Origin of the sequence: Gottfriedia sp. NPDC058432, from assembly GCF_042721555.1 — a bacterium.
GTDB lineage: Bacteria > Bacillota > Bacilli > Bacillales > Bacillaceae_G > Gottfriedia.
Map to the genome: position 1 here is coordinate 77,197 of NZ_JBHXLC010000005.1, position 14,887 is coordinate 92,083.

Consider the following 14,887-nt stretch of genomic DNA (forward strand, 5'->3'; position numbering starts at 1 on the left):
GTAGGACCCAATTTACCCACTACCTTTTCCAACACTTCCTGCTAATATTTTAGGACACTTCTTAATATAATTACCTTGTATAGTTTATAGGGGGGATTTTATGCCGGATTTTGTACAAACTGCCAATTTTGAGCATTCATTTTGGTTGCATGTGTTAAGAGATCATTCTCAATTTATATTAGATGCTTTACCGTCTAAACAAGAGGAAGAAATTAAGATTGCAAAACAATTTTACGTAATTTTTAATAATTTATTTACTAGTGTAAATAACAATGAAAATATGAACGAAATTACAATTCAAGCTGAAAAAAGTGCTTTAGCACTACGCGATTTTAAACTTTCACTGCTAACGAAACATATTACAGACGCTAATTTTATGATTCACTTAACACCTACATTTTTAAACCATATGGTTAATGAATTGGAAGAATATTTATTAGTACTAACCTACTTAAAACAAAATCAAACCCCACCGATCTTCAATGAACTTCATCATCATTTATTATGGGTGCTAGATGCGGCAGGTCACGCAGATGCCATTTATACTAATCTCGATGGTACAGAAAACATGCTAAGAAAGAAAAGTCACGAATTTACAAAGCATTTTGAACACTTCTATCTGAAATCAGTAGAACTTACCGGATATTTACGTACTAAACTAAGTACATTTCCTGCATTAAAAAGAATGAATCAAGACGTTAAATTAGAAATCCAGCTATTTCAAATATTTCTAAAAGAAATTGAAGAATTAGATATTTCAAGCCAAATGTTGAGTAACTTTTCCGCTTTAATGGCAGATCATATGTACAGAGAAGAAATGTATTTCTTAAAAAAATTAGAAGAATCTTCATCCATAAATAATTAATTTTATAAAAATTAAAGCACTCTATTTAACACGCAAGAATGTGTGAAATAGAGTGCTCTTTTACTTTAAATTATTGTTTTATTGAAATCCAGTTATTTTTAATTACTTTTATGACTGCATTTAAGCGATCCGGAACGTCTAATTTCATTAAAATATTGGCAACGTGATTTTTGACCGTTTTATTCGAAATAAATAATTCCTTACCAATTTGGATATTCGAAAATCCCTTTACTAAAAGGTGAAGTATTTCGTATTCTCTATTTGTAAGTAACTCTTTTATATATGAATCATTGGGCGGCATAAAATGGATTGAATTATCCTTGAGAAACTTGTATTCTTTTATCAATTCATTTGTAAAGCGATTATCTACCATGAATTGTCCACCTTGTACTAGCTTAACAGTATTCACTAAATATGCCTCGTCAACATCTGTTAAACAAATACCTTTTACTCCTACATTCAATAAACGATCTATTTCATAAAAGTCTAAAGAGTTTTTAATGGTAATTATTTTCGAAGAATCATCATGTAACATAATACTTTTTGCATACTTTACCATTTCTTCTCCTGAAACTTGTGTTATAAGAATTGAATGACTTACTTCCTGGAAAGAAAAACTATCTTCTAAATTAATTTTAATAGCATTTATTTGATTAAATTCTAATATTGTACGAATACCCGCAACGAAAAGCGAATTTTCAACAAAAATAACAGTATTATTATTTCTTGGATGATTTTGAACTAATTTTGCTAACATTACTGCCACCTCCAATTTGCAATTTTTTTATAGCAACATTTGTATTGTACATATTTGAATTGATTAAATAAATTAAATATTTTTGAAATTAAAGTTAAGTACTTCTTAAACAAAAGATTATTATTATTAAAATTTAAACTAAATCGTTAAAATAAAGGTTTCAAAAACTTACGGTCTTATATTATGATATCTATGTACACATATTTTTTTATCACTATAATTTTCTCCAGGAAAAATTTTACTTTGCAACGTTTCAACTTCTTGCTTTTTTAGTAAAAAACGATTATTGAACAAAATACAAGAATTATTTTAATAATATAAATTTAACTATGTACAAGATTTTCCAGTAAAAAAGGTGTATTATTAAACTGTTTTCTTATCTTAACTGTTCCTTCATACCATATCCACAATATAATTTTATTAGCTCCTCTAAAATAATGAAATTACTAAATTTTAACCATCTATGTCCACTATCTTTTAAGTTTTTATGTTCTTAAGTTACTACATGTATTAGAATTTTTTATTATTAGGAGATTACTATGAATTTCGAACAATTAGAGTATATTGTTTATGTAGCAAGCGAAAAATCAATATCTAAAGCTGCCGAAAAGTTATATATCTCTACATCAGCTATAAGCCAGTCTATTTCACAACTAGAAAGAGAATTAAATATAACAATATTTAATCGTTCACGGATAGGCACTACACCTACACCTGAAGGAAATATTGTCATAATGAAAGCAATAAATATATTATCGAATATTAAGCAGTTAAATGAGGAACTTTTTAACTTAAATATAAAAAAAGAAAAACAGTTAAAGATCGTTGCAGCAACAGCATTTTTTGATATTTTTCAAGAAGCAGTGACAAACTTCAATTTAGAAAATCCTCAAATCTCAATTGACGTTGAAGAAATGCTTCAAGAACAGCTACTAAAAAGTTTTAATCCAGATCGTTATGATGTTGGTTTCCTACCAATAGAAAAAGAAGAATTAGATAAATATCCAAAATTGGGTAAAAAGTTAATCAGTAGAGCAAGAGTAGGTATTGTAGTTGGAAAGAATTCTAAATTATTCAATTATGAATATGTAACACCTGCAGATTTAAATAATGAGAAAATAGTAATATTAAAAAATACAAAAAATGGCATAGTAAAAAAGTTTTCAAAATGTATTACTAATCATGTGATCTTAACGACAAATAATCCTAGACTACTATTAAACGTCGTTAAGGAAAGTGCTGGTTTTTCTTTTATTCATGAGTTTACAGTAAAAAACTACCCAACGTTTCGTAATGATGAACTCAAGGTAATACCGATTACTTATACTGACGAAACGAATTACATATATCAAGATATATGGGCTATTTATTCGCAGGAACATGGATTATCAAGTTCATCTAGTGAGATGATTAAACACATATTATTTCAGTTAAATAAATAATGAAAAGGAATAGGAACAATCTCTATAAGGCTTTCTATTCCTTTTTCATATTATTCATAAGTAACAAATGCAATCCGAACAAATATAATTTATAATAAATAAAAAGTTTTTATGATTTCTTTAGGAGGTGATCTATTATGACAAGTACAGTTAGTTTGTCAGATAAATCAGCATCCCATGCAAAGCCTAGATTTAGAAAGGCGATACTTTGCATGGGTAGGTTTTACTAATCGCCCAAGTAAGCAGTTCTGATTCAACGGCTTTGCACCTTATTTACTAAATAAGAATAAGGGGCTGGCAAAGATGGCATATATAAAAGCAACTGCTATTTTACCTGAAAAGTTATTATTGGAAATACAAAAATACGTACAGGGAGAAACACTTTATATTCCAAAATCTGAAAAAGTTCACAAAAAATGGGGCTCACGTTCAGGTACAAGGAAGCTAATTGACAGCCGAAATAAAGCGATCAAAGAAGCATTTAAAAATGGTCAATCAATCGAGCAATTAGCAAAAGAATATTTCCTCTCCATCGAAACGATAAAAAAAATTGTATATACTAAATAAATAAAAAAAACACTGATAATGTAATCAGTGTTTTTTTATGGCAACTTTGTTTCTTACATAAACTCAACATATATAAATCCTCTATTTTGATGTAAATTAAAGATGTTGAGTTATAAATCGAACTTTCCTCTCAAATTAGGAGTGATATAAATGAAACCTTTTATTCGAACAGAACAATATAATTTTATTAAACATCAACTTCATGTCTTAACAAATGGACATTCTACTGTAAATGATAAAGCTGTTTTAAATGCATTACATTCACTAGTTAACGACAAAATACTAAGTTTATTTCCTGACCTTACTGAAGATCAGCATACACTCTTCAGTCCAATTAGCACAATTAAAAATTCCGATCAAGCGGATGTTTTACTGAACCGACTAAAGCCTTATATAATACCTTTTAAAGAAGTATCAGAACAATCCATCAAAAAGCTATTTCCTAAAGCAAAAAAATTAAAGTTGCCTTTATTACAAAATATTGATTTAGTTGAGACAACATATATTGGATGGGATGATTTAGGCTCTAATTCAAAGTTTATTGTCACATATTTAAATGACAAACTAATTGGCTTACAAGGTACTTTTAATCCTATGAAAAAAAGAGGCAACTGCACAATTTGTAATAAATACGGAGACTTAGGGTTATTCATGACAAAAACAAAAGGAAAAATTGAAGGTACTTTTACCCAAAGAGGAAATTACATTTGCAAGGATAGCCAAGTATGCAATCAAAATATTTTGTCGCTAGATAAACTGCATGATTTTATTATGTTAGTTAAACAGTGAACACTAAAAATCGCTTAGATCCTTAAACCTAAGCGATTTTTCTATTATTTTTCATTTATTCTACGTTTGTATCTGTTGATTTCTTTTTAGAGAGAAACCAGCCACCTAAAGCGATTAAAAGCATGACTGACCAGAAAATCGTATTCCAGATTGGTCCTTCAACGAAATGATGTGAAATAATGTGTAGAGAAGGATGTGCCAAAGTATGCATTAATAGTTTAACCCCTACCCAACCTACTAAAAGCATTGCTGCTGTTTCTAGACTTGGACGTGTTGTCAGCAATTTAACAAAAATACCTGCCGCAAAACGAATGACGATTAAACCTGCAATTGCTCCAATTACAATGATGATAAATTTAGCTCCATCCATGCCACCTATATTACCTATTTTTGAATTAGGCAGATCGATTACTAGCGCTACTGCTGCTAAAATAGAATCAATCGCAAATGCTATATCTGCTAATGATATTTGAGCAACTGTCATACCAAAGCTTTTTCCCTTTTTTCCTTTATCACCATCATGCTTTTTAAATAAATGCTTTAATGCTATGAAGATTAAATACGCCGCTCCGATTGCTTGAACCTGCCATACATTAAAAAGAAATGAAATAATAAAAATAGCACCGATTCGAAAAATAAAAGCTAAAAGTAAACCAATATTTATTGCTTTCTTTTGTTGTTCCTCTGGTAAATGTTTTGCCATAACAGCAAGCACTAGTGCATTATCGGCCGATAATAAACCCTCTAATAAAATTAGAATAATTAGTACCCACCCGTACTCTAGTAATAAAGATAGCTCCATATTTTCCCCCTATTTAATTTACTTTTAACCTTTTTTTAACCACTTTTTAATTATATTCTCTTTTTTATAAATTTCTTATCCAAATTTTTGAATATTCTAGTACAATTTTCACCATTTGTACTTTTATCACACTCAAGTTAGTTGACTTAGTCAACTATCTTAGTTTATATTATTAGTAATCTAAAATTTCAGAATATTGAAGGTGATAAAAATATGAATTATGTTGAAAAAATACGCAAATTTAACAGACATTATGCTAATGTATTGGGAAAAATTGATCAAGAAATCTATAATCACCCTTTTCCATTAACCGAAGCCAGAATCATTACAGAAATCAATGAAAACCACAGATGTACTGCCACAGATATTATTGAAAAACTCGGCATTGATCGTGGTTATTTAAGTCGCATTATTCAACGATTCGAAGACGACAACATCATTACAAAAATCAAATCTCCTGAAGATAAACGTCAATATACTCTTCATTTAACGGTAAAAGGAAACGAAATTTACAATAGATTGGTTAAAGATGCGAATATCGGAGTAGAAAGTATGATTCAAAGCCTTTCTACTACTGAAGTAAAAGAACTAGTAAAATCAATGGAAACAATTGAATCAATTTTCTCATTAAATCAGACACCTATTCCTGAAATTTCAATTCGACCATTTAAACCTGGCGATGTAGGTTATGTCGCTTATATTCATGGAAAGATTTATAGTACGACCTACCAATTTGGACATGTATTTGAATATTATGTAATGAAAGGGTTAAGTGAATTTTTAATGAATTCTAACGGAGGAGAACTTTGGGTCGCAGAAGTAAATGGAGAAATCGTCGGATCAATTGCTATAACGAAGGCAAATGAGTCAGTAGCACAGCTTAGATGGTTTGTATTAGATGAAAAATACCAAGGATTAGGTATCGGTAAAAAGCTAATCGAAACAGCGCTCAACTTTTGTAAAGAAAATGAATTCGAACATGTATTTTTATGGACTGTAAGCACATTAGAGACCGCACGTTATCTTTACAAAAAATATAACTTTACTTTAACTGAAGAGAAACCTAACTTCGAATGGACTGGATCTGAGTTAATTGAGGAAAGATGGGATTTAGTCCTATTATAAAAAATAGGTCCTTTTCTAGATTATGGGATAGCCCTTACTGGTATATGTAATAATTAATTTTATTTGCAGTCCTCTCTTCTTTTCTTACAATTCTTCCTATAAAACGAGGGTTCCCATATTGTAATATGTTTAGGAAACCCTCTACTAATTTTAACCATTTACTTTAATTTACTTAATTCATCAATAAATGCTGGTTTTTTAGCGTATTTTTGTTTAAAGTCACTAATCATATTCTGAGAGTACTCGCTACCAAAAATTTTATTAAATTCTACGATTGTTTTACAAACTTTTTTATACATTTTCCGTTCGGTTGCCTGTCCTGCTTCTACTTCAATTAGTTTTGCATAGATTTCCCTTGTTTCTTCCAAATATTCTTCTACTAAATGCGGATAAAGGTTTTTAATTGAAGAAATATGAGATTTACAATATTGAAGCAATTTATTACTCATTCTTTCCTCAACAAGTATTTCTACATATATATTTGGAATATAGCGTTGCTTTTCTAATTCAGCTAAAATCCCTTCTAAAACACTAATCCATTCACTAGGTTGATAAAGCTTTTTCAACTTTGAATAATACTCAAAATGGTTATCATGAATAAATTCTAAAAGCAACTCAGATTGTTTATTTTTATCTTCAAGCTTTTCGTAGGCAACTAATTGATATTGTTTCCATTTCTTAACCTGTCCACGATATTTTTGATCTTCAATAATTCCATCCTCGCAAAGTCTCAATACCTCTAAATAATCGTTCGATTGCAATAAGTTATCAATAGCTTTTTCTCTAAATTCACCTAACTTTACATTTTTATAAACGAACTGTATTGCATCATCTATTCCATCAAATTGTTCAATAATTTGATATTGAAGTAACTTTATATTTTCTTTTTTGTAACCTGCACTCCAAGAATTCTCCTTTATTTCACTTAATAATTTTTCAAGCAAATTTTCAAGTTTATTTCTTAACTTTTCAATACTACAAAAATGTATACAGCTCTCTAATAAGCCAAGTCTCCATTCATCCCAATCATCGTAACATGAATGCTCAGCCTCTTTTAAGATCTTCATAAAAAACGACTCTTGTTGTTTTTCATCTAAATAGCTTACAAGGTATGATGCATCATTAATAATGTCCAAACTATTAGAAACAACGGGACTTATGAAGCCTCCAGAGTCATCACTATAATTCATCATTTTTAATACTTCTGGAAGAATAATTAAACATAATGAAATTGCTGTATTAGGATCTTCCTCTAAAAGCTTTTGTCTCGCTTTATCTAACGTCATATAAACACCTTGTAATGCATCGCCTAATTTATTCCAAGGAATAAACCCTTGATATTTAGATTGTTTGATATATTCCTTAATTAATTTTTTGCTATTCGATATTACGTCTTCATTTGATGAATACTGAAATAATAAGCCTTTTTGGATTTCTTCGTTTTCCTCAGCTAAGTCTAGAACAATTGTAATTAATTCCTCTTTTTTAAGAGCAGAAAGTATTTGTTTTAAATTCTTTTCTTTATTTCCTGTAGATTGCTTGCTCATGGTTAGTTTTTCTCCTCTTTTTAATGACATTCTCTTACTATTAAAAGTTTAAAAATACATTTTATCTTTAATTATTACAAAATAAATAATAAAGAGGCAACGCAAAAAACATACGTTGCCCCACATACTTTCTATCTACACAAAACCTAAATAGCTTTTAGTAATATAAGGATAAATGATTTTGCCATTTACACCATACTTATAAAATAAATTTGTAAGTGCAGTTCTATATGGCTCAAATTCTTTTTCCTCACGTAATGGAGAAAAAGAAGAAGATAAGTTTCTACCTAAAAATCCTTCTAAATCCATTTCCAAATCATTTCTATAAACCATCATTTCATAAATCCCATTTTTAAAAAATTGGTTATAAACATTTGGCGTATCTTCTATTCCACCGCTAAACCCTTTAAACTTGGGACAAGTTTCTTTGCAAATCTCCTGCAGTTCAATCATTAATGGACTTAATACATCTTTACTATTCCAAACTAGAGATACTTTTGAATTCTCTTTTAAGATCCGTTTGCATTCTAACTGGAATTTTTCTTTATCAAACCAATGAAATGCTTGCGCTACTGTTATTAAATCAACACTATTAATTTTTAGAGAAGTATTTTCAGCTGTTGCATTAATTGACTTATATTGATCATATATCTTCAAAGTCTTCTCAGCGATCCCTCGCATATCATTATTTGGCTCAATTGCTAAAACATTTAACTTTTTTTCAAGTAAAAGTTTCGTTAAAATACCCGTACCCGAGCCAATGTCTGCAATAACACTCCCCTCACTTAAATGATTTTCTGAGAGTAAATAATTGATATATTCATTCGGATAACTGGGGCGAAACATCGAATATAGATCTGCTTTACCAGTAAAATTTTCAATCAATACAAAACACCTTCTTATTAAAAATGTTTTTTGTGTTAAATTTGATGAGCATGAAGTCTAGCAAAAATCCCATCTTCCTGTGATAGCAATTCTGTATGAGTACCATCTTCAGCAATTCCTTCTTCAGTGATTACTAAAATTCGATCTGCTTTTTTAATTGTGCCTAATCGATGGGCAATAACTAATGTTGTTCGATCTTTTGATAAATCATTTAATGCCTCTTGAATAATTGCTTCTGTCTCTGTATCTAATGCTGAGGTAGCTTCATCTAATATTAGGATTGGTGGATTTTTCAAAAACATTCTAGCAATTGCTAATCGTTGTTTTTGTCCCCCAGAAAGCTTTAATCCTCTTTCTCCAATTTGAGTTTCATAACCATCAGGTAATGAAGCAATTAAGTCAGTTAAGTGGGCTTTTTTAGCTGCTTCTTCTATTTCTTCATCTGTTGCATTTAACTTACCGTAAGCTATATTTTCTTTTAATGTACCTGTAAATAAAAAGACATCCTGTTGTACGATTCCGATATTTGATCGCAATGATTCTTTCGTCATGTTTCGAATATCGATTCCATCAATTGTGATCGCACCGTTTAAAACATCATAAAATCTTGGAATTAATGAGCAAATTGTAGTTTTCCCAGCTCCTGAAGGACCTACAAAGGCAATTGTTTTACCAGCCTCAATAGAGAAGGAAAGATCATTTAAGATTCTACGTTTGTTTTCATAACCAAATGATACATTTTTGAACTTAATATCCCCTATTAAATTAACTACTTCAATTGCATCAGGAGTATCTACAATGTCTGGCTCATTATCAATTAATTCAGTAAAACGTTTAAAGCCCGCCATACCCTTAGGATATAGTTCTAATAAAGCACTAATCTTATCAATTGGTTTAAATAAAATGTTTAAATATAAAATAAACGCTACTAATTCTCCATACGATAAAATTTTCGTAAAACTTAACCAAGCTCCAAAAACTAGAATAACAAGTGTCATTAATCGAGTAGATACATAGATTCCTAATAAATTCATGCTCATAACTTTATAAGCTTTTAGTTTTGTTTTACGGAAGTATTGGTTATTTTTATTAAATCGTTTCATTTCATATTGTTCGTTAGTAAAAGATTGAACTACCCTTACACCTGAAACACTATCTTCAACTTGTGCATTTACATTCGCAATATTTCCATACATTTTACTCCATGATTTATTCATTTTCATGTTTGAGTATGAAATCAACCAAACTAAAAATGGAACAATTATAATTGCTACTAATGCAAGCTTCACATTAATTGCTAGCATAATCCAAAATGCACCGATGAAGGTCATAATTGCAATAAATAAATCCTCTGGACCATGGTGCGCTAATTCACCAATATCCATTAAATCATTTGTTATACGGCTCATTATATGACCAGTCTTCGTATTATCAAAGAAACGAAAAGATTGACGTTGAACATGATTAAATAACTCACGACGCATATCAGTCTCAATATTAATACCAAGTTTATGGCCCCAATAATTCACAACAAATTGCATACCAGAACTTACTAAATAAAGTACTAAAAGTCCGATACTGATCGAGATAATTTTACTCCAGTTCCCTTCCGGCAGCAGTTTATCAATAAACCAAGACACTGCTAAAGGAAATCCAAGCTCCATTAACCCTACTAATATTGCACAGAAAAAGTCTATATAAAATAACTTTTTGTGCGGGCTATAATAACTAAAAAAACGTTTAATCAAAATACGGCACCTCTATTCTATTGATTAATCTAGTTCGTTAGATGTTAATACCTTACCACATGTGTTTTAAGTGTGCTATCATTTCAGAATTTTCCAACAAGTGTTTAGTAGGAGATCCAAAACAAGAATTACATTTTTGATGAACTTAATTATGCTATTTTTATTTATAAGAAAAAGTAGACATAAAAAACTACTCATTTAAGAGTAGTCATTACTTGTCCACATTCAAGATCTACTTAATGTATAACACTTTGAAGTAGTAATCATATTTCATCAATTAAAACCAACTTTTATGATGAATATATCATATCAGTTAAAATTGTAATTTACGAAAAGAGGCTATTCTACAAGATAGAGGTTGCGTAGAAATTGAGAAATCCTTATCGAGTTAATGATTGGATATTCTAAAAAAGAAGAAATATCAGAAGAAGAGAAAACAATGATCAGCACTATTTAAAAACTGAAAAAAAGCTAAATAAAATATTTCGTTCTATTAAGGCTAAACTTATTCAGTTCAACTTGTCTTTTTTTATTAAAAATTTAATTTATTCTCCGTTGATATTAATTTCAAGTTTTCAAGTTCCAAAGGACTTTCTAGATTATGAAGTAACTTCTTAAGAAATTGATTGGATATTTTTATATAGTGATAAGCAGTAGTGATATCATTTTTCTCTTCATAATATGCTATTATCATATCGAAATATTTTATCCCATTATTTAACACTACATTCTGTTCTACCCTTGGAGGCACATGCTTTATTAAATATTTAACAAGCTTCTTTTTATTCCTAGTGGCTTCTAGATACAATATTTTAAGCTTAATATAATTTGAAGATTTATCGTCTTGAAAGTAATCCAATTCTGGTTTTAATAGTTCTAACGCCTTTTCATGTTGGTTATATTGGATAAGCATGTCTGCAATCGTTGAGATAGTCAAATAATAGGAATGTGTATATTTCTGCTTAAAATTAAGAGATTGAGAGAAAAAATCAAGTGCTGTTTCAACATTCCCCTGTCTTTGATGCAAATAGCCTAAATTATGCAGAGCCATTGCTTTCATGGTTATATCCTGTAGTAAATCAGCATCGCTTAAGATTAAATCAAGCATTTGTTCCGCTCTATTAAATTCACCAATGTAAATTAAATTAACAGCCATTATGATTTTGATATGCATAATACGTAAGATGTTGTTCTTATCTTGAAAAACTGCTAATGCTTTATTTGCATAATCAATGGATAAAGAATACTGAAACATATGACCATGTGTTGTCGATCTATAGTAATAATAATCAGTAATTCTTTCACTATATTGTTCTGCTTGTTCTTCCAACTTGTTTAGAATATTGAGCGCTTGTGCGTATTTTTGTGTTCGGCCGTAATAAATGGCTTTGAGAAACCTCCATACAAATAGCTCATATGAAGAATACTTTGGTACATCCTTTTTCATTTTCAACGACTCTTCTTCAAATTCCGAATATCGATCCAAGTATAATAAATAACGAAGCATGTATAATTCATACAAATAGATGATCTCTATACATTGGACAAATTCTTTATGCTCCATTAGCTCGTCATATAATGTTGCTGCTTTTTCTTTATGAAGACGTTCCATTGCATCATAAAACAAATCAAGTTTTTGCTTTAAAAGTTGCGTTTTTTTAGTTTCTTCCTCCATTGAGATTTCCAATCTCTCGCATAGCTTTTGCAACGTTTTTATATTCGCTTCTTTGGAATTGTTTTCGATTTTACTCAAGTGAGTAGCAGAACAAATTCCATGGCAGAGTTGTTCCTGAGTCATATGTTGCTTCTTGCGATGATAATAAATGATTTTCCCGATAGACATAAAGCAACTCCCCCTTTTTAATCCAAATACAATCTAATAACATTATATATGTCATAATCTATATAAACATATATGATGTTTTATTTTTCAACCAAGGCATTTTATTTGAATTCAATATGCTATTTGTTTAATGCTTATAGAACGATTAAAGAAAAAAAGAAAAACTCTAACCAAACTCTAACCATTTTTTAGTGGTTAGAGTTTTATTTTTAATTTTTTTTTAATAAAAAAAGTATGATAATCTTCCTTTTTTCAAAAAATTTCCCAAGTTAGAAAACATACAATTTTTAATTATTAATGCTAGTTTATTTTGAGATAAAAACGTATAAAGTACGAAAATTCTACTCTAATTTACAATATCTTTCCCAATTAACAGAATTTTCTGCCTTGTATATAATGAAATAACTCCGGAGAACATCGATTAGCTAGTGGAACATAATAATTTTAGAATGATTACCTATTACCGTCTTCGTTTAGATAAACCAAAAAGCAATAATTTCATTTGGGCATTCTGCACAAAGAAATGAGTTCAACTTGATTAAAGCAAATGAAAAACTCGATAAATTACCAGTATTAAGATAGGGGGGACATAAAAAATGCTTGAAGGGAAAATTATAAAATTTTACAGAGAAAATAAAGGTATGACTCAGAGTGAATTAGGAAGTGGCATCTGTTCTAACACTCATTTAAGCAAAATTGAACGGGGCTTAACAGAAGTTTCGAAAGATTTAATAGAATTATTGTCTAAGCGCTTAGGGATTGATTTAAAAGCAGAAATAGAATCATATGCTCAATCGGAGCTACTACTAAAATCATGGCATGAAGCAATTATTTTACGATTTGATTCAAAAGCAAAGCTTCTAAAAGAACAATTGGAGGAGATTCCTCTTTTACATATTCCAAAACTTTATCATCACTACTTACTTATTCTTACTAGATACTATTTATCTTTTGGTGAAGCAGATAAAGCCATTCCTATTATTGCAGAAATAGAAAATCAACTTGATGATTCCCCATATAATACAAATATGTTACTTCATATTAAAGGAATCTTAGAATTACATAAAGGGAACTACAATAATGCCATTGCTATTTTAAAAAGGTTTGACTTATCCCACTATTATAATCCAGAATTTTATTATCATTTGGCTGTTGCATATCATTCCATCAATTCTAAAACACTGGCTTATTATTACGCGAATAAGGCACTACAATTTTTTACCGAGGCTCGCAGCTTTTCTAGAATAATTGATTCAGAGATGCTAATGCTTATTCAAGTAGAACAAGATGACTTTTATAATCCTGAAAGTATCTTAAGCTATAAAAGATTAATCGAAATGGCTGAAAATTACGGTTTAGAGCGACAAAGGTCGATGATCATTCATAATTATGCATACTATCTACTTCGACATGGATATTTTATCGATGCTAGTGAATTATTTAAGAAGGCATTAGAGGGTCGAAATCCTCTCTCAGAAAATTATATCGGGTCATTGGAAGGATATTTAAATGCACTAAGCCAGCAAGGAGAATCACCCCAAGAAACACTCTATGAACTTGCTAAAAATGGTCTAAAACTTGCAAAAAAGAAGAAAGATACGATTTTCATTCACTTCTTCCGCATGCATTTGTATAAACTTCAACATCGTAAAGAAAAATATTTCTACTACTTAGAGGCAAAAGTATATCCTTATTTAACCGAAACCGGATTGTCTTTATTGACAGAGCATTATCAAGTACAACTTTTTGATCATTACATGGAAAAAGGGGATATTGAAAAGGCAAATAAATTTGCTACTCCACTGGTTGACAAGCATCGGAGAGTGAATATGTTCGTTTAATTAATAATAAGGTCAGGAGGATGATCCTCCTGACCTGCTTCTTTTTATCTGGCTCCAAGTTCCAAAAATATTTATAGGATCGAAATGAGTCTTCATGATTGTACCGAGTTCTCTTTGTCTACTTGATCATTTTCTTTAGGATCCACTTTTTTATCATTCATTGATTTAGGTGAAATGTTTGTCTTATCCTGAGGACTTTCACTGTTATTTTCCATTCCCGAGAGCTTGTTTTGATCAAGAGGGACACTTATCATTTCATCAATATAATGATTTAAACCTAATAGATGATAATGATGTTCCTTCTCCTCACAGGAAACTTTTTGTTTCATCGTTTTATTAAAGGTTTCCCCTGGATGCAATAATAGGGATTGATCTACTAGTTTAATAGGAATCTTTATGTCTGAAATATTTTTAATAGAGATTTTTTGGGAAATCTCACATTTGCTTTGATAGATCACATCACTAGTGGAAATAGAAAGTAAATCTTTAGTTGTAGCGTTGGTTATTTCTCCACTTGCTCGAACCTCGTCCGTAAACCAAGCATATGTATTCAATTTACCAACAAATAGAAATAGGCAATAGATTAAAATAATGGAGTAAAAAACTAGCATGCGCTCACTTTTTCGCATATAACCTACTCCTATCAGAAAAGCAGTCGATTAACCGACTGCCCAAC

At 30.0% G+C, this 14,887-nt stretch carries 13 protein-coding genes; 6 read left to right on the top strand and 7 right to left on the bottom strand.

Annotated features, from left to right (window positions below; translation table 11 throughout):
* Positions 1-100: 100 nt before the first annotated feature.
* Complete coding sequence (locus ACFWM3_RS07310) at positions 101-865, top strand: DUF2935 domain-containing protein (protein WP_390310887.1); 765 nt, start codon at positions 101-103, stop codon at positions 863-865.
* 70 nt (positions 866-935) lie between these two features.
* Here ACFWM3_RS07310 and ACFWM3_RS07315 read toward each other — a convergent pair whose 3' ends face one another.
* Positions 936-1,622, bottom strand: coding sequence for a response regulator transcription factor (locus ACFWM3_RS07315; protein WP_056468168.1), 687 nt, complete (start codon positions 1,620-1,622; stop codon positions 936-938).
* A gap of 539 nt (positions 1,623-2,161) precedes the next feature.
* On the opposite strand from ACFWM3_RS07315, the gene ACFWM3_RS07320 reads away from it, so the two are divergent.
* From ACFWM3_RS07320 to ACFWM3_RS07330, 3 genes are all read left to right on the top strand, one after another.
* Complete coding sequence (locus ACFWM3_RS07320; protein WP_390310888.1) at positions 2,162-3,064, top strand: LysR family transcriptional regulator; 903 nt, start codon at positions 2,162-2,164, stop codon at positions 3,062-3,064.
* A gap of 303 nt (positions 3,065-3,367) precedes the next feature.
* A complete protein-coding gene (locus tag ACFWM3_RS07325) occupies positions 3,368-3,631 on the top strand; it encodes a CD3324 family protein (protein WP_056468164.1) in 264 nt (87 codons plus the stop codon).
* A gap of 150 nt (positions 3,632-3,781) precedes the next feature.
* Complete coding sequence (locus ACFWM3_RS07330) at positions 3,782-4,420, top strand: FusB/FusC family EF-G-binding protein (RefSeq protein WP_390310889.1); 639 nt, start codon at positions 3,782-3,784, stop codon at positions 4,418-4,420.
* Between the two features lie 55 nt (positions 4,421-4,475).
* On the opposite strand, the gene ACFWM3_RS07335 is transcribed toward ACFWM3_RS07330, so the two are convergent.
* Positions 4,476-5,222: a TerC family protein gene (locus ACFWM3_RS07335; RefSeq protein ID WP_390310890.1), complete on the bottom strand. Its 747-nt coding sequence runs from the start codon at positions 5,220-5,222 to the stop codon at positions 4,476-4,478.
* Between the two features lie 213 nt (positions 5,223-5,435).
* Here ACFWM3_RS07335 and ACFWM3_RS07340 point away from each other — a divergent pair, with 213 nt between their 5' ends.
* Entirely contained in the window at positions 5,436-6,347 is a 912-nt protein-coding gene (locus ACFWM3_RS07340) for a bifunctional helix-turn-helix transcriptional regulator/GNAT family N-acetyltransferase (protein ID WP_390310891.1), read from the top strand.
* A 158-nt stretch (positions 6,348-6,505) separates the two neighbouring features.
* Here ACFWM3_RS07340 and ACFWM3_RS07345 read toward each other — a convergent pair whose 3' ends face one another.
* From ACFWM3_RS07345 to ACFWM3_RS07360, 4 genes are all read right to left on the bottom strand, one after another.
* The gene (locus tag ACFWM3_RS07345; RefSeq protein ID WP_390310892.1) at positions 6,506-7,894 is read right to left on the bottom strand and encodes a hypothetical protein; all 1,389 of its coding nucleotides are present in this window, start codon (positions 7,892-7,894) and stop codon (positions 6,506-6,508) included.
* 135 nt (positions 7,895-8,029) lie between these two features.
* Positions 8,030-8,740 (bottom strand): class I SAM-dependent methyltransferase, encoded by a 711-nt coding sequence (locus ACFWM3_RS07350; protein WP_390310963.1) that lies wholly within the window; start codon positions 8,738-8,740, stop codon positions 8,030-8,032.
* Positions 8,741-8,814: 74 nt separating this feature from the next.
* On the bottom strand, positions 8,815-10,527 hold the full coding sequence (locus ACFWM3_RS07355; protein ID WP_390310893.1) for an ABC transporter ATP-binding protein: 1,713 nt from the start codon (positions 10,525-10,527) through the stop codon (positions 8,815-8,817).
* Positions 10,528-11,059: 532 nt separating this feature from the next.
* Positions 11,060-12,370, bottom strand: coding sequence for a helix-turn-helix domain-containing protein (locus ACFWM3_RS07360; RefSeq protein WP_390310894.1), 1,311 nt, complete (start codon positions 12,368-12,370; stop codon positions 11,060-11,062).
* Positions 12,371-12,966: 596 nt separating this feature from the next.
* On the opposite strand from ACFWM3_RS07360, the gene ACFWM3_RS07365 reads away from it, so the two are divergent.
* Positions 12,967-14,211 (top strand): helix-turn-helix domain-containing protein, encoded by a 1,245-nt coding sequence (locus tag ACFWM3_RS07365; protein WP_390310895.1) that lies wholly within the window; start codon positions 12,967-12,969, stop codon positions 14,209-14,211.
* Between the two features lie 92 nt (positions 14,212-14,303).
* Here ACFWM3_RS07365 and ACFWM3_RS07370 read toward each other — a convergent pair whose 3' ends face one another.
* Positions 14,304-14,840 (bottom strand): hypothetical protein, encoded by a 537-nt coding sequence (locus tag ACFWM3_RS07370; protein WP_390310896.1) that lies wholly within the window; start codon positions 14,838-14,840, stop codon positions 14,304-14,306.
* Between the last annotated feature and the right edge of the window lie 47 nt (positions 14,841-14,887).